Annotated in this window: 11 protein-coding genes; 4 read left to right on the forward strand and 7 right to left on the reverse strand. The window is 66.8% G+C overall.

The window, feature by feature from the left end:
- Positions 1-62: 62 nt before the first annotated feature.
- The 5 genes from ACJ7Z0_RS05405 to ACJ7Z0_RS05425 form a co-directional block, all read right to left on the reverse strand.
- On the reverse strand, positions 63-791 hold the full coding sequence (locus tag ACJ7Z0_RS05405) for an ABC transporter ATP-binding protein (protein WP_434789000.1): 729 nt from the start codon (positions 789-791) through the stop codon (positions 63-65).
- A gap of 136 nt (positions 792-927) precedes the next feature.
- Positions 928-1695 carry an ABC transporter ATP-binding protein gene (locus tag ACJ7Z0_RS05410; protein WP_434789001.1) on the reverse strand — a complete coding sequence of 256 codons (768 nt, stop codon included), beginning with the start codon at positions 1693-1695 and terminating at the stop codon, positions 928-930.
- A 36-nt stretch (positions 1696-1731) separates the two neighbouring features.
- Positions 1732-3189 carry an extracellular catalytic domain type 2 short-chain-length polyhydroxyalkanoate depolymerase gene (locus ACJ7Z0_RS05415; protein WP_434789002.1) on the reverse strand — a complete coding sequence of 486 codons (1458 nt, stop codon included), beginning with the start codon at positions 3187-3189 and terminating at the stop codon, positions 1732-1734.
- 168 nt (positions 3190-3357) lie between these two features.
- On the reverse strand, positions 3358-4545 hold the full coding sequence (locus ACJ7Z0_RS05420) for a substrate-binding domain-containing protein (RefSeq protein WP_434789003.1): 1188 nt from the start codon (positions 4543-4545) through the stop codon (positions 3358-3360).
- Positions 4546-4964: 419 nt separating this feature from the next.
- Positions 4965-6497 carry a sigma-54 interaction domain-containing protein gene (locus ACJ7Z0_RS05425; RefSeq protein WP_431130867.1) on the reverse strand — a complete coding sequence of 511 codons (1533 nt, stop codon included), beginning with the start codon at positions 6495-6497 and terminating at the stop codon, positions 4965-4967.
- A 156-nt stretch (positions 6498-6653) separates the two neighbouring features.
- Here ACJ7Z0_RS05425 and ACJ7Z0_RS05430 point away from each other — a divergent pair, with 156 nt between their 5' ends.
- From ACJ7Z0_RS05430 to ACJ7Z0_RS05445, 4 genes are read left to right on the forward strand one after another with little or no spacing between them, the layout of a single operon-like run.
- The gene (locus ACJ7Z0_RS05430; protein ID WP_431130865.1) at positions 6654-7379 is read left to right on the forward strand and encodes a CerR family C-terminal domain-containing protein; all 726 of its coding nucleotides are present in this window, start codon (positions 6654-6656) and stop codon (positions 7377-7379) included.
- Positions 7376-8857: an efflux transporter outer membrane subunit gene (locus ACJ7Z0_RS05435; protein WP_434789004.1), complete on the forward strand. Its 1482-nt coding sequence runs from the start codon at positions 7376-7378 to the stop codon at positions 8855-8857. The genes ACJ7Z0_RS05430 and ACJ7Z0_RS05435 overlap by 4 nt, the downstream gene beginning before the upstream one ends.
- On the forward strand, positions 8854-10053 hold the full coding sequence (locus ACJ7Z0_RS05440; protein WP_434789005.1) for an efflux RND transporter periplasmic adaptor subunit: 1200 nt from the start codon (positions 8854-8856) through the stop codon (positions 10051-10053). The genes ACJ7Z0_RS05435 and ACJ7Z0_RS05440 overlap by 4 nt, the downstream gene beginning before the upstream one ends.
- Complete coding sequence (locus ACJ7Z0_RS05445) at positions 10050-13160, forward strand: efflux RND transporter permease subunit (RefSeq protein ID WP_434789006.1); 3111 nt, start codon at positions 10050-10052, stop codon at positions 13158-13160. The genes ACJ7Z0_RS05440 and ACJ7Z0_RS05445 overlap by 4 nt, the downstream gene beginning before the upstream one ends.
- Positions 13161-13371: 211 nt before the next feature.
- Here ACJ7Z0_RS05445 and ACJ7Z0_RS05450 read toward each other — a convergent pair whose 3' ends face one another.
- Together ACJ7Z0_RS05450 and ACJ7Z0_RS05455 are read right to left on the reverse strand one after the other, a co-directional pair.
- Positions 13372-14886, reverse strand: coding sequence for a tripartite tricarboxylate transporter permease (locus tag ACJ7Z0_RS05450; RefSeq protein ID WP_431130858.1), 1515 nt, complete (start codon positions 14884-14886; stop codon positions 13372-13374).
- An 89-nt stretch (positions 14887-14975) separates the two neighbouring features.
- A complete protein-coding gene (locus ACJ7Z0_RS05455) occupies positions 14976-15512 on the reverse strand; it encodes a tripartite tricarboxylate transporter TctB family protein (protein ID WP_431130856.1) in 537 nt (178 codons plus the stop codon).
- Between the last annotated feature and the right edge of the window lie 77 nt (positions 15513-15589).

Consider the following 15589-nt stretch of genomic DNA (forward strand, 5'->3'; position numbering starts at 1 on the left):
CAGGCCGCCTGCCCTCACCCTAGCCCTCTCCCAGAGGGAGAGGGGACAAGTCATCGAATACTTCATAGGGCGAGTCCCAGCAGCGATTGCTGCAATTGCGCATCCGCGGAGAACGCCGCCATGCCGCCGCTGTGCACCACGCGGCCGTTGTCCATCACCGCGACGTTGTCGCCCAGGCGTTGGGCGAAGTTGATGTTCTGTTCCACCAGCAGGATCGTCACGCCGCTGCGCTTGAGCTCGCCAAACGCATCGATCATGTTGTTGATCATCACGGGCGCGAGGCCCTTGCTGGGCTCGTCGATCAGCAGCAGCTCGCGCGGCTCGACGATGGCGCGCGACACGGCGAGCATCTGCTTCTGACCGCCCGAGAGCTTGCCGGCGGGATGGTTCCAGAACTTCTCGACGGCGGGAAACAGCTTGAAAATCCACTTCAGCCGCGTGTCGTCGATCTGCGCGGCGTTCTTGGCGCCGCGCGCGGCGAGCAGCATGTTCTCCTTCACCGTCAGGTCGGAAAAGATGCCCATGTTCTCCGGCACGTAGGCGATGCCAAGCTCGGCGATCTGCGGCGTGTGCATGGCGGCGATGTCCTTGTCGCCAAAGCGCACCCGGCCCTGCGACGCATGCCACAGGCCCATGATGGTCCGCAGCGTGGTCGTCTTGCCTGCGCCGTTGCGGCCCAGCAGCATGGTGAGCTGGCCCTTGGGCACCGCAAGGTCGACGCCATGGAGGATGTGGTACGCCCCGATGTGCGTGTGCACGCCTTCGAGTGTCAGGAGGTTCTGCGTTGTCATCGGTCTTGCTCCTTCCCCTTCCGGGGGAAGGTTGGGATGGGGGCATGCGGCGCTTGAAGGGCCGCGGCGGTGTGAAGGCCGCTTGCCCCCACCCCTGCCCTCCCCCAGCGGGGGAGGGAGAAATTCATCAACGCCTTCATGCAGCCGCCTCCTTCGCGATGCCGAGGTACGCCTCCTGCACCACCGGCGAGGCAATCACCTCGGCCGGCTCGCCATCGGCCACGAGCGTGCCGTTGTGCAGCACGATGATGCGGTCCGCGAGTTCGCGCACCACGTCCATCTTGTGTTCGACCAGGAGGATGGTCTTGGTCTTGTCCTGCTTGAGCTTGCGGATCAGGTCGAGGATGACGGGTGCCTCGGCGGCATTCATGCCGGCCGTGGGTTCGTCGAACATGAAGACCTTGGGCTCGAGCGCCATCAGGAGCGCCACCTCCAGCTTGCGCTGGTCGCCGTGCGGCAGGCTGGCCACGGTCGCGAGCTCGCGCGACTTCAGCGCCACATCGGCCAGGATCTGATCGGCGCGCTCGGTCAGCGCCTTGTGGTCGCTCCAGATGCTCCACAGGTTGAGCCCACGGCGGTGCGGACCCTCGCGCGTGGCCTGCACCGCCAGGCGCACGTTCTCCAGCACTGTGAGGTTCGGGAACAGATTCGTGAGCTGGAAGGCCCGTCCCAGCCCCGCGTGCGTGCGCGCCGACGGCGACAGGCCCGACAGCAGATGCCCGTCGAGCGACACCGTGCCCGCACTCGCCTTGAGCTGGCCCGAGATCAGGTTGAAGTACGTGGTCTTGCCCGCGCCGTTGGGGCCCACGATGGCCGTCAGCGTGCCCGGCGCGAAGGCGCAGCTCACGCTGTTGACGGCCACGTGCCCGCCGAAGCGAATGGTCAGGTCTTTCGTCTCAAGCATCGTTGGTCATTGCAAATGAAAGTGGTGCAGATCGGCTCAACAGCTGCCGATCACGTAGTAGTTCGGGCCGGTCTGCTTCAGCGTGGTCGTGACGTAGATGTTCCACAGCCCCATCGATTGCCCGGAACCGTAGGCATAGGTGAGGCCCCACAGCGCGTAGGCACGCCCGGCCACGGTGTGCGCGTAGTTGCTGGCGGTGTAGCAGGTGCCGCCGCCACCGCTGCCGGCAAGCGTGGTGCCCGTGGCCGCGGCCGACATCGCACCTTGCGCATTGCTGGCGTCCAATGCCGCCACGGTCCAGCTGTAGGTGGTCGACGCGGCCAGTCCGCTGTCGGTGTAGTTGGTGCCGGCCACCGGCGCGGCGTTGACCTTGCTGCCGCCGCGATAGACGTTGTAGCCGCTGGCGCCGGAGACGCCATTCCATCCGATCACCATGCTGCTGCTGGTCGCGCCGGATGTGCCCACGCCGGTGGGCGCCGGCAGTGCCGAGCCGCCGCCGGAGCCGGTCACGCGATCGACCATGGCCTTGAGCGCCGCCATCTGCGGGCCCGACTTCTTCGCATAGTTCGCGTTGTCGTAGCCCCACCAGTCCCAGCAGCTGTTGGTGGCCGCGGTGCTGGTCTGCGGATAGATCAGCACGATGTTGTTGGTGTCGGCCCAGCGGTTGTAGCCGGTCTTGCGCACATATTGGTCGCCTACGTCGGTGTAGTTCTGCTTGCAGCCGTGCAGCACCATGTGCACGCGGCACGACGCGGTGGTGCAGGCCTGCGGCACGTAGATCCAGCCGGTAGCTGCCACGCCGTGGCCGGAGATGAACTCCGACTGGTTGAACTCGGTGAACGTGCCACCCAGCGCGCCGTTGTTGCGCGGGTTGAGCGGCCCATACAGATGCTGCAGGATCTCGCCCGCGAGGTCGAAGCCGCAGTTGTTGATGTAGGGTGCGGCGGTGGTGCTGCAGGCGGCGCCGAAGTCGTCGGTGACCATCGCGTGGCCGGCGCCGATGTTGTTCTTGTAGACCGTGTTGGCCGCGGGCACGAAGCTCTGGTAGTAGGTCTTCAGGTCACCCATGACCGCGGGCTTGACCGTGTTGTCCGACGTGCCGGAGAACAGGTACACCTTCGACGCGGTCATGTTCGACACCGGGTCGATCGCGCCGCTGGCGGCCCAGCTGTTGGTGGTGCTCACGAGCGTCGACACCGGGATGCTGGTGCTGTGCGCCATGCAGCGCCCTGTGGCATTGACCACCGAGCCCTCTGCGCAGTAGTACGGCCCGCCGGCCACCACGCCGGCACCGCGTTTGAAGGTGGCCGAATAGGCCACGTGCAATTGCACGGCCATGAAGCCGCCCGCCGAGAGGCCGGACACGCTCACCTCCGCCGGGTTTGCGCCCAGCGACGGGAGCGGCACCGCCGCAGTGGCCGTGCAGGCATACACGCCAAACGCCATTGCCGCAGCCGCGGCCAATCCCTTCCAGTTCCCTCGCATCGCTGCCATCGCTGTCTCCTTGCGTTGCAGGCGTGTCGAACGCTTGCTTGATTGCTGACGAACAGGCCATTGGTTGCGCCGCCACGTCCGCCACGAAGGCGCAGGCTGGCGCTTCGCCCGGCGGCCATGCCGGGGCGAAAGGGATGCGGCCTCAGGACCGCGGAATCGGGGTGCCGATCAGCGCTTGTTCTTGATCGGGATGTCCATCTCTTCGGGCTTGATCTCGCGCACCAGTTCAGGCACGCCCCATGCAAAGGCGGGGTCGTTCTTGATCTTGAAGTGGTACATTGACTGCATCGCCTGGTGGTCTTCCTTGCGGAAGGTCATCTTGCCCTTGGGCGTGTCGAAGCTCATGCCTTCCATGGCGCTGATGAGCTTGTTGGTGTTGGTGTCGCCGCCGGTCTTCTTGAGCGCGGAAACCACCGCCATTGCGGCCGAGAAGCCGCCGGCCGTGAAGAAGTCCGGCGGCGTCTTGAATTCCTTGTAGTGCGCCGCGACGAGAGCTTCGTTCACCGGATTCTTCGGAATGCCGAAGTAGTAATACGCCGCGCCTTCCATACCCGGCAGGCCCTTGTAAGCGGCCATGGCCGGCAGGATGTTGCCGCCCGTCGCGATCTCGATGTTGTAGCGCTTCAGGTCCAGGTCGACGATCTTGAACGGATTGCCCGCGCCGGCCCAGACGATCCAGATGATCTTGCGGCCCGGCTGGTCCTTGAGCTTGTCGATCAGGCGCTGGGCACCGGCCGTGAAGTCGGTGGTGGCGGGCGGCAGGTATTCCTCGTGCACCAGCTTCGCCTTCTTGAGCGCGGCGCCGAAGGCCTTCACGCCGTCACGGCCGAAGGCGTTGTCCTGCGCGAGAGTCGCCACGGTCACGCCGGCCTTGTCGATGGCCACCGCGTTGCTGATCGCATCCTGACTCGAATTGCGGCCGGTGCGGAAGACATACTTGTTCCACTTGTCGCCGGTGATCGAATCGGCCACCGCGGGCTCGACGATCAGGATCTTCTTGTACTCCTCGGCCACCGGCAGCATGGCCAGCGCGACGCCCGAAGCCGTGGGACCCACCGCCAGCGCGGCCTTGTCGTCGGAATACGCGGCGGCCAGCAGCGACTTGCCGAGGTCGGGCTTGCCCTGGTCGTCCTTCTCGATGACCACCAGCTTCTTGCCATTGACCGTCATCGTGCCGCCGGTGGCGTAATCCAGGCCCATCGTGAAGCCGGTCTGCGTCTGCTTGCCATAGGCCTCGAGCGGACCGGTCTTGCTGTATATGTGCGCAATGCGGATTTCGTTGGACTGGGCCCAGGCGGGGGCTGCGGCGGCGCAGGTGGCGAGTGCGGCCAGGGCGACGAGGTGGCGACGGTTCATTCTTTGTCTCCTGAAATAGGTGACTGAATATTGCACAGTTCGTGCCACACGCCCAAGCCATTGATAACAATGGTTTCTTCATTGGAGAAGACGCGCTTTCGCCTGATTTAGGAACAATTTTGATGCCTGATATTCAGGCATTTGTATTTTTATCAGTCAGGGTTTTCGAGAAGGTTCGCTCGCAGATCGCCGCCACTGTTCAGCCACTTTTCGAATTGCGAGCGACAGGACACAGGAAGACGGTGCTGCGCCCATATTTTTCCCAGATTCATGCCTACATTGGCACTTGGCACCCCTGGCTACCTCCCCCTCCCCCTCCTCCCTCCGACGCGGGGGCTGCCCCTGACCCGCTTCGGCGGGTCTTTTTTTTGCTGCTGCCATTGCGCCGAGGGCGCCTCTCGCGCCATGGTTCAGGCGCTTCAGCGAACCGGATTCGTCATCCGTTCATACAGCGTCGCGCGTGAAATGCCGAGCAGCCGCGAGGTTGCGAGCTTGTTGCCGCCCGTGCTCGCGAGCGCAGCGGCTATGGCTTTCTGCTCCAGCTCCGCAACCTGTTGCGCCAGCGGCCGCAGCAGCGCCGCCTCTTCGTCGCCTGACGAGTGCAGGACATCGGGCGGCGCGATCTGGTCCAGCCCCGCTTCGCGCAGGATGCGTTCGAGCTGCGCGGCATCGATGCGCTGCGAATCGCTGCGCATGGTCACCTGCTCCAGCACGTTGCGCAGCTCGCGGATGTTGCCGCGCCAGTGCTGGCCGGCCAGGAGCGCCAGCGCATCGGGCGTGAGTTCGGGCGGCGCCTCGCCGCTGCGCAGCGCCATGTCTTCGCCCAATGCCTCCACCAACGCCGGAATGTCGCTGCGGCGCTCGCGCAGCGGCGGCACGCGCAGCGGCAGCACGTTGAGGCGGTAGTACAGGTCTTCGCGGAACTGGCCGCGGCGCACCAGCTCGGGCAGGTCGCGCGAGGTAGCGGCGATCACGCGCGCATCGAATGGCACCAGCTTGTTGGAGCCGAGCGGCTCGATCTCGCCCTCCTGCAGCGCGCGCAGCAACTTGGCCTGCAGGCCGAGCGGCATGTCGCCGATCTCGTCGAGAAACAGGCTGCCGCCATCGGCCAGCTTGAACTTGCCTTCGCGGCCGCGGCGGTCGGCGCCGGTGAAGGCGCCCGGTGCGAAGCCGAAGAACTCGGCCTCCAGCAGCGTGTCGGGCACGGCCGCGATGTTGACGCTGACGAACTGCCCCTTGGCACGCGCCGACGATGCGTGGATCGCATGCGCGAGCAACTCCTTGCCCGTACCCGTTTCGCCGAGCAGCAACACCGGGCTCGTGGACTGCGCGGCCCGGCGCGCATGGCGCTTCACCTCCACCGCCGCGGGGCTGCTGCCGATGAAGCTGGCAAAGGTGTATTTGGAGCGGCGCTGCCCGTCGGCCGCGTGCTGGTACAGCGGGTTGTTGCGCTGGCTCGCCAGTTCGCGCCGTGCGTCGTCGAGGTCGCGCTGCAGCAGCGCAAATTTGCTGATGAGCGGCTGCAGCGTGGTCTCGGGCTGGTCGAACAGAACGATGCCGATGGCGCCGATGACCTCTCCCGCCCTACCTTCGCGCCCATCGCTTTCGGCGCGCAGCGGAATGCGGCTGACAACGAAAGTACCCGCCTTGTTGGTGAGAAGGTCCACGAGAATCGGCTCGCCGGTTTCGAGCACGCGCCGCATCTGCGTGTTGGGAATGACGTCCTCGACCATGTGCCCCATGAACTGGTCGATCGACGAGAAGCCCAGGGCCGGCAGAAAACGCCGGTACCCTTCGTTCACCCACACGATGCGCCCGCTGCGGTCGACCAGAAACATGCCCTGGCTGATGCTCGAGAACAGATGGAACATCGAGCGAGCGGCCAATGCGAGGATGCCTTCGGCATCGAGCGGCAGGGTGGGCGGTGCGGCAACAGGCGGAGCGGCGGACATGCGCGGATCGTAGCGCGCATCAATCGGCGCCGAATCAAGCATCAACGCGCGGCCGGAACATACACAGAATAGATATCCGCCGACCCATACGAAGAAAGCCCTCATGCGGCCATAAGTAAATCAATCGTTTGATTGCCTCCGTGGTCTAATGCCGGCATGAGCGCCCCTGCCCTCCAAGCCCTTTCCGCGCGCGCGCCACGCAGCGACGGCGTCGAAGCGCGCCAGCGCCTTCTCTATGCCGCGCTCGCCCTCTTTGCCGCCAACGGCTACGCCAAGACCTCGACCCGCGAGATTGCCCGCGCGGCGGACGTGAACATTTCGGCCATCAGCTATTACTTCGGCGACAAGGCCGGGCTGTATGCCGCCACCTTCGGCGAGCCGATGGGCGGCAATGCCGGAGACTTCGTTTCGCTGTACGACGCGCCCGATCTGCCGATGGAAGAAGCGCTGCGCATCTTCTTCACCCACATGATCGAGCCGCTCAAGCAAGGCGAGATCGTGCGGCAGTGCATCCAGCTGCACATGCGCGAGATGCTCGAGCCGACAAGCCAGTGGGCCAAGGAATTCGAGCGCGACATCAAGACACCGCACATCGCCGTCGCGGGCGTGCTGTGTCGCCACCTCGGTCTTGCGCGGCCGGACGACGACGTGCATCGCCTCACCTTCGCCATCACCGGACTCGCGGTGCAGCTTTTCGTGAGCCAGGATCTCGTCGACGCCATACGCCCCTCGTTGCTGAACACACCCAAAAACGTGGACACCTGGGCGCAGCGCCTCACGGGCTATGCCGTTGCGCTGGTCGAGGCGGAAGCACTGCGCCGCAAAGCCGCCACCAAGCCCGCGGCGGTATCTGCCGTCCGTTCCGGGAGAAAGAAAACATGAGACGACTCCGATGGATTGCTGCCGCCTGCCTGGGCCTCGGCCTTGCCGGCTGCGGCCTGACGCGCCCGCCGGCCACGGTGGAGGCGCCGTTCCCCGCGCAGTGGCATGCGCCGCTGCCCCACGGCGGCTCGGTGGCTTCGCTGGCTGAATGGTGGAGCCAGCTCGACGACCCGCTGCTGGTCGAACTGATTGCCGCGGCCGAAGCCGCAAGCCCCAATCTCGCGAGCGCTGCGGCGCGCGTGGCCGAGGCGCGCTCCACGCGCGTGCAGGCCGGCGCGGCGCTGCTGCCCAACCTGGACGGCACGGCGTCGGCCAGCCGCGGCGTCTCGGGCTCCTCTTTCGGCTCGGGCGGCACGACTTCCTCTTCCAGCAGCAGCGCGGCCATCGCGCCGGTGACCACGCTGCAGGCCGGCCTGCAGTCCAAGTGGGAGATCGACCTGTTCGGCCGCCTGCGCGCCGATCGCGATTCAGCCGAGCAGAAGCTCAGCAGCGCCACCGCCAAATGGCACGACGCGCGCGTGGCCGTCGCGGCCGAAACGGCCAACGCGTACTTCGCCGAACGCGCCTGCCAGCAGCAACTGCGCGTGGCCGAGTCGGACGCCAAATCACGCGGCGAAACCGCGCGCCTCACCGACCTGTCCGCGCGCGCCGGCTTCACCGCGCCGGCCGACGCTGCGCTGGCGCGCGCCAGCGCCTCGGACGCCTCGGGCCGCCTCACGCAGCAACGCGCCCAATGCGCGGTGCAGCGCAAGGCACTGGTGGCGCTCAGCGGCATCGACGAGCCCGCGCTCGAACAGAAGCTCGCCGCCTCGCCCACGCAGCGCGCGCTGCCAGTGGTCGGCAGCATTGCCAGCGTGCCGGCCGACGCCATCTCGCAGCGGCCCGACGTGTACGCGGCCGAACTCGGCGTGGCCTCGGCCAGCGCCGACGTGGGCTCCGCCGAAGCCGAGCGCTATCCCAAGCTCAGCATCTCGGGCTCCATCGGCCGCATGCAGATCCGCACCAGCGGCTTTCGGGAATCGCTCGACACCTGGTCGATTGGCCCGGTGTCGCTCACGGTGCCGCTGCTGGACTTCGGCGCTCGCGCCGCCAACAGCGATGCGGCCAAGGCGCGCTACACCGAGGCCGTGTCGCTCTACCGCGCGAACGTGCGGCAGGCGGTGCGCGAGGTCGAAGAAGCGCTGGTCAACCTCGACGCCACCGATGCGCGCGCCACCGACGCCGACTCCGCGGTGAAGAACTACCAGGCCTCTTTCGACGCCACCCAGGCCCGCTATGGCAGCGGCCTGGCCAGCCTGTTCGAGCTCGAGGATTCGCGCCGCACGCTCTTTGCCGCACAGACCGCGCGCGTCTCGCTGCAACGCGAACGCGCCCAGGCCTGGGTTGCGCTCTACCGCTCGATGGGCGGCGGCTGGGCCCGCCCCGGATCGCCCTCAATGACCTCCAACCCGGCCGCCAAGGTCGCGACGTCGCCATGAAAAGTATCAAACGCTCCACCCTCGCCATCGCGCTGCTGGCGCTCGTCATCGTCATTGCGGCGGCCGTGTGGCTGACGCGCAAGCCAGCGAGCGAGCCCGGCACTCCGGCGGCGGCCGCCAAGGACAAGGCGGGTGCTCCGGCTGCCCGGCCGACGTTGACAGTCACGGTCGCCAAGCCCGAGCTCACCGAGCTCACGCTGACGCTCGCAGCCAACGGCAACGTGGCCGCCTGGCAGGAGGCCATCGTGGGCTCCGAATCCGCCGGGCTCCGGCTCGCCGAAGTGCGCGTGAACGTGGGCGACGTGGTGAAGAAGGGCCAAGTGCTCGCCGTCTTCTCGCCCGAGACGGTGCAGGCGGACATCGCGCAATCGCGTGCCTCGCTCGCCGAGGCCAAGGCGACCGCCGCCGACGCAGCCGGCAATGCCGCGCGTGCCCGCACGCTGCAGGCCACCGGCGCGCTGAGCCAGCAGCAGATCAACCAGTACCAGACCGCCGAGCAGACCGCCAAGGCGCGCGTTGAGGCCGCCGAAGCCGTGCTAGCCGCGCAACAGGTTCGCGGGCGCAACACGCAGGTGCTGGCCCCCGACGACGGCGTGATCTCATCGCGCACCGCCACGGTCGGCAGCGTGGTGGCCTCCGGCACCGAGCTGTTCCGGCTGATCCGCCAGGGCCGGCTCGAATGGCGCGCCGAGGTCACGTCGGCCGAACTCAGCCGCATCGCGGTGGGCACCACGGCCTTCGTGGTCAGCGCCAGCGGCGCGCAGGTGCGCGGCAAGGTGCGAAGCATCGCGCCCACGGTCGATCCGCAAACGCGCGCGGCGCTGGTCTACGTCGACCTGCCGAACGTGCAGCAGAACACCGGCATCAAGGCCGGCATGTTCGCGCGCGGCGACTTCGAGCTCGGCCGGAGCTCCGCGCCCACCGTGCCGCAAACCTCCATCGTTCCGCGCGACGGCTTCAACAACGTCTTCATGCTGTTGCCCGACAACCGCGTTGCGCAGCTCAAGGTGCAGAGCGGCCGCCGCGTGGGTGAGCGCGTGGAGATCACCAGCGCGCTGCCCGAAGGCGCGCAGATCGTGGTGCAGGGCGCCGGCTTCCTGAACGACGGCGACCTGGTGCGCGTCGTCGCGGCGCCCGCACCGGCGGCCGCGGGTGCGCAACCGGCCGCCCCGACTGAAACGAAGGCACGCCCATGAACGTTTCCGCATGGTCCATCCGCAACCCGATTCCGGCGGTGATGCTGTTCGTGCTGCTCACCTTCGGTGGGCTGCTGTCGTTCAACGCGATGAAGGTGCAGAATTTTCCGGACATCGACCTGCCGACCGTGACGGTCTCGGCGGCGCTGCCCGGTGCCGCGCCTTCGCAGCTCGAGACCGACGTCGCGCGCAAGCTCGAGAACTCCATTGCCACGGTGCAAGGCCTGAAGCACATCACCACCAAGGTGCAGGATGGCGCCGCCACGCTGATCGTCGAGTTCCGTCTCGAGAAGCCGGTGCAGGAAGCCGTGGACGACGTGCGCTCCGCGGTGCAGCGCGTGCGCGCCGACCTCCCGGCCGACGTGCGTGACCCGGTGGTCACCAAGCTCGACTTCGCGGCCCAGCCGGTGCTGGCCTTCACCATCGCCTCGGCGCGCATGGACATCGAGGCGCTGAGCTGGTTCGTGGACAACGACATCACCAAGAAGCTGCTCGCGCTTCCGGGCGTGGGTGCGGTGAACCGCGTGGGCGGCGTCACGCGCCAGGTGCATGTCGACCTCGATCCGGCCAAGCTGCAGGCGCTGGGCGCCTCGGCGGCCGACATCTCGCGCCAGCTGCGACAGGTGCAGACCGAAAGCGCCGGTGGCCGCATCGACCTGGGCGGCAGCGAGCAGCCGGTGCGCACCATGGCCACCGTGCAGTCGGCCGACCAGCTCGCCGACATGCAGATTGCGCTCTCCGACGGCCGCCGCGTCCGGCTCGACCAGGTGGCGCGCATCAGCGACACCATCGCCGAGCCGCGCGCCGCCGCACTGCTCAACGGCAAGCCGGTGGTCGGCTTCGAAGTGGCCCGCAGCCGCGGCGCCAGCGAGGTGGAGGTGGGCCGCGCCATCCAGAAGGCGCTGGCCGACCTGCGCGTGCAGCGCCCCGATATCGAACTGACGGAAGCCTTCAACTTCGTCGACCCGGTGGAAGAAGAGTACGACGGCTCGCTGCACCTCTTGTATGAAGGCGCCATCCTGGCGGTGATCGTGGTGTGGCTGTTCCTGCGCGACTGGCGCGCCACTTTCGTCTCGGCCGTGGCGCTGCCCATGTCCGTCATCCCGGCCTTCATCGGCATGCACCTGCTGGGCTTCTCGGTCAACGTGATCTCGCTGCTTGCGCTTTCACTGGTGGTCGGCATATTGGTGGACGACGCCATCGTGGAGGTGGAAAACATCGTGCGCCATCTGCGCATGGGCAAGTCGCCTTACGAGGCGGCCATGGAGGCAGCCGACGAAATCGGCCTGGCGGTGATCGCCACCACCTTCACGCTGATTGCGGTGTTCCTGCCCACGGCCTTCATGAGCGGCATAGCCGGCAAGTTCTTCAAGCAGTTCGGCTGGACGGCCTCGCTGGCAGTGTTCGCGTCGCTGGTGGTGGCGCGGGTGCTCACGCCCATGATGGCGGCCTATATCCTGAAGCCGGTGGTCGGTGCCCAAAAAGAGCCGCGCTGGCTCACGGCCTACATGCGCGCCGTGGAATGGAGCACGCACCATCGCTTCAAGACGATGGTGCTCGCCACCCTCTTCTTCTTCGGTTCGCTGGCGATGATCCCGCTGCTGAAGACCGGCTTCATTCCGCCGGACGACAACTCGCAGACGCAGATCTACCTCTCGCTCGCGCCCGGCTCCACGCTTGCGCAGACCACCGCGGCCGCGGAAGAAACGCGGCGCCGCGTGATGCAGATCAAGCACGTGAAAAGCGTCTACACCACCGTGGCGGGCGGCAGCGCGGGCGGCGATCCCTTCGCCAACTTCGGAACGCCCGAAACCCGCAAGGCCACGCTCACCATCAAGCTCGACGAGCGCGGCGACCGCCCGCGCAAGCAGGTGATCGAGAACCAGATCCGCACGGCGCTTGAAACCCTGCCCGGCGTGCGCAGCACCGTGGGCCTTGGCGGCTCGGGCGAAAAATACATCCTCGCTCTCACCGGTGAAGACCCGGCTGCGCTGGCCAGTGCGGCCAGCGCGGTCGAGAAGGACCTGCGCACGGTTCCCGGCCTCGGCAACATCACCTCCACGGCAAGCCTCGTGCGCCCCGAGATCGCCGTGCGCCCCGACTTCGCGCGCGCGGCCGACCTGGGCGTGACCAGTTCAGCCATCGCCGAGACGCTGCGCGTGGCCACGCTGGGCGACTACGACCAGGCGTTGGCCAAGCTCAACCTCGCGCAGCGGCAGGTGCCCATCGTGGTGAAGCTCGAAGACTCGGCACGGCAGAATCTCGACCTGCTCGGCCGCCTCTCGGTGCCCGGCGCGCGCGGCCCCGTCATGCTGAGCCAGGTGGCTTCGTTGACGATGGAAGGCGGCCCGGCCGTCATCGACCGCTATGACCGCTCGCGCAACGTCAACTTCGAGATCGAGCTTTCGGGCGTGGGCCTCGGCGATGCCAAGACCGCGGTCACGGCGCTGCCCTCGATCCAGAAGCTGCCGCCCGGCGTGCGCGTGACCGAGGTGGGCGACGCAGAAGTGATGACCGAGCTGTTCGCGAGCTTCGGCCTTGCGATGCTCACGGGCGTGCTGTGCATCTACATCGTGCTGGTGCTGCTGTTCAAGGACTTCCTGCATCCGGTGACGATTCTTTGCGCACTGCCCCTGGCGCTCGGCGGCGCCTTCGTGGGCCTGCTCATCGGGCAGAAGGCGCTTTCGATGCCGTCGCTGATCGGGCTGATCATGCTGATGGGCGTTGCCACCAAGAACTCGATCCTGCTGGTGGAGTACGCGATCGTGGCGCGCCGCGACCACGGCATGACCCGCTGGGAGGCCCTGCGCGATGCCTGCCACAAGCGCGCCCGGCCCATCATCATGACCACGCTGGCCATGGGTGCGGGCATGCTGCCGATTGCAGTGGGCCTCGGTGCCGCCGATTCGAGCTTCCGGTCGCCGATGGCGATGGCGGTGATCGGCGGGCTGATCACGTCGACCGTGCTGAGTCTGCTGGTGGTGCCGGCTGTGTTCACTTATGTGGATGACATCGAGCACTGGATTCGGCGGACTGTGCGCAGGGTGCGGGGGCAGCCGGCTGATCCGCATATTGATGATGATCTGGTGGAGCGGACTGCTGGTTGACGCTGTTCGTTCAGACTTTTTGACGCTTCGCGGGATTTGTTTTCCGAGGCCGGGATATCCGCCCGGCGGCGGACTCACTTTCTTTTGCTTCGCCAAAAGAAAGTGAGTCGCCCGCCGGGGCGAGTCCCGGCCTCGGGAAGCAACCGCCGCGCAGCGGTAAAAAAACAACTACCCCTCGCCCCCCAAAAATGAGGGCAAGAAGACAGAAAAGTCAGACCGCCAACCGAGCCAACTTCCGCTCACTCATGCGCTTCGCCACGCGCGGCAACACAAGCACAGCCACGATGATGACCACCAGCGTGATCGACATCGGCCGCTGGAAGAACACCGCAGCACTGCCCTCCCCGATCGACATCGCATTGCGCAATTGCGCCTCGGCGAGTGGCCCCAGAATCATGCCCACCACCACAGGAGCGGTCGGAAAGTCGAAGCGCCGCATCACCACGCCGAGCAGGCCGATGCCGTAGAGCAGGAACAGGTCGAACGCGCTCTGGCGCATGCCGTAGGCACCCACCGTCGCGAAGATCAGGATGCCGGCGTAGAGCTGCGGCTTGGGAATCTTCAGCAGCTTGACCCACAAGCCGACCATCGGCAGGTTCAGCACCAGCAGCATCACGTTGCCGATGTAGAGCGACGCGATCAGCGCCCACACCAACGCGGCCGAGGTGGTGAACAACTGCGGCCCCGGCTGGATGCCGTAGTTCTGGAACGCGCCAAGCAGAATGGCTGTGGTGTTCGACGTCGGAATGCCGAGCGTCAGCAGCGGAATCAGCGCGGCAGTCACGGTGGCGTTGTTGGCGGCTTCGGGGCCGGCCACGCCTTCGATGGCGCCGGCGTTGCCGAACTCGGCCTTGTCTTCCGGATTCTTGGCCAGCTTCTTTTCCATCGCATAGCTCAGGAAAGTCGGAATCTCCGTGCCGCCCGCGGGAATGCAGCCGAACGGCGTGCCAATGGCGGTGCCGCGCAACCATGCAGGAATCGAGCGCTTCCAGTCGCGCTTGGTCATGTGGACGCGGCTCAGCTTGTTCTGGCCTTCGACCACCTTGCCCTCGTAGAGCACCGCGTACAGCACTTCGGCCACCGCAAACAGGCCGACCGCCACCAGCACGATCTCGATGCCGTCGAGCATTTCGGGAATGCCGCCGGTGTAGCGGCCCTGGCCCGAGATCTGGTCGAGGCCGACGCAGCCGGCCGCGAGGCCGATGAACAGCGCCGTCATGCCGCGCAGCGTGCTCTTGCCCAGCACCGCGCTCACCGTGGTGAAGGCCAGCAGCATCAGCAGGAAATACTCGGGCGGCCCGAGCTTCACGGCGAACTCGGCCACGAAGGGCGCGAACATCGTGACGATGACCGTGGCGATGGTGCCGGCCACGAAGGAACCAATGGCGGCGGTGGCGAGCGCGGCGCCCGCCCGTCCGCTCTTGGCCATCTTGTTGCCTTCCATCGCCGTGACCATGCTGGCCGTTTCACCCGGCGTGTTCAGCAGGATCGACGTGGTCGAACCGCCGTACATGGCGCCGTAGTAGATGCCCGAGAAGAAGATCATCGAGGCCGTGATTTCGACCTTGCCCGTGATCGGCAGCAGCATGGCCACCGCCACAGCGGGCCCGATGCCCGGCAGCACGCCGACGGCCGTGCCGAGGGCGCAGCCCACCAGGCACCAGAGCAGATTGACAGGGGTGATCGCCGCGGCGAAACCCGTCATGAGTGCGTTGAAGATTTCCATGTCAGGCCTCCCGCCGGGCCGCCCCAAGGCAGGCCTGCGCCCCCTCGGGGGGCAGCGAATACACGAAGTGATGAGCGTGGGGGTTCATGTCAGATCCAGCCGGTGGTCGTGAGGCCCGGCAGGTTGATGGCCAGGAACTTGGTGAACATCCAGAACACGGGCGCCGAGATGAGGGCACCGGTCAGGAGGTCGATGGCCCAGGTGCGCGGCTGGTTCGCCGAAGGCTGGCCGCCCGCGCGGCGCAGGCCCTGCACGGCCAGCACGTAGCACAGCGTGCAGCTCAGGATGAAGCCGAGCTGGGTGATGAGCGCCGCATTGAGCAGCAGGCCCGCCGACACCCAGACGAAACCCGGCCAGTAGGCGCGCTCGGCGCCCGTCGGTGCGTCAAGCTCGCGAAAGCCGCCGGTGCGTGCCTCCCACACGATCCAACCGCCGCACAGCGTGAGCGCGCTCGACACCAGCCAGGGCAGGAAGTTGGGGCCGACGCCGCCATAGCCAGCCTCGGAAGAAATGCCGATGGCGCCGAAAGCCAGCGCCAAGCCGGTCAGCAGCACGCCGGCGCCGACCAGGGTTTGCGGCCAGATGGCCGCGGCTTGCGGCGAGACCGAGGATTCTGGAGTTGTCATTTTTTTCTCCCACAGTCAGGGAAAAGAAGAGGGCCTACTGAAAGGCCCACGATTCAAAAGAACTCCCCACCCGTCCC

It is taken from the genome of Variovorax palleresanus, from assembly GCF_051144945.1.
Lineage (GTDB): Bacteria > Pseudomonadota > Gammaproteobacteria > Burkholderiales > Burkholderiaceae_C > Variovorax > Variovorax paradoxus_S.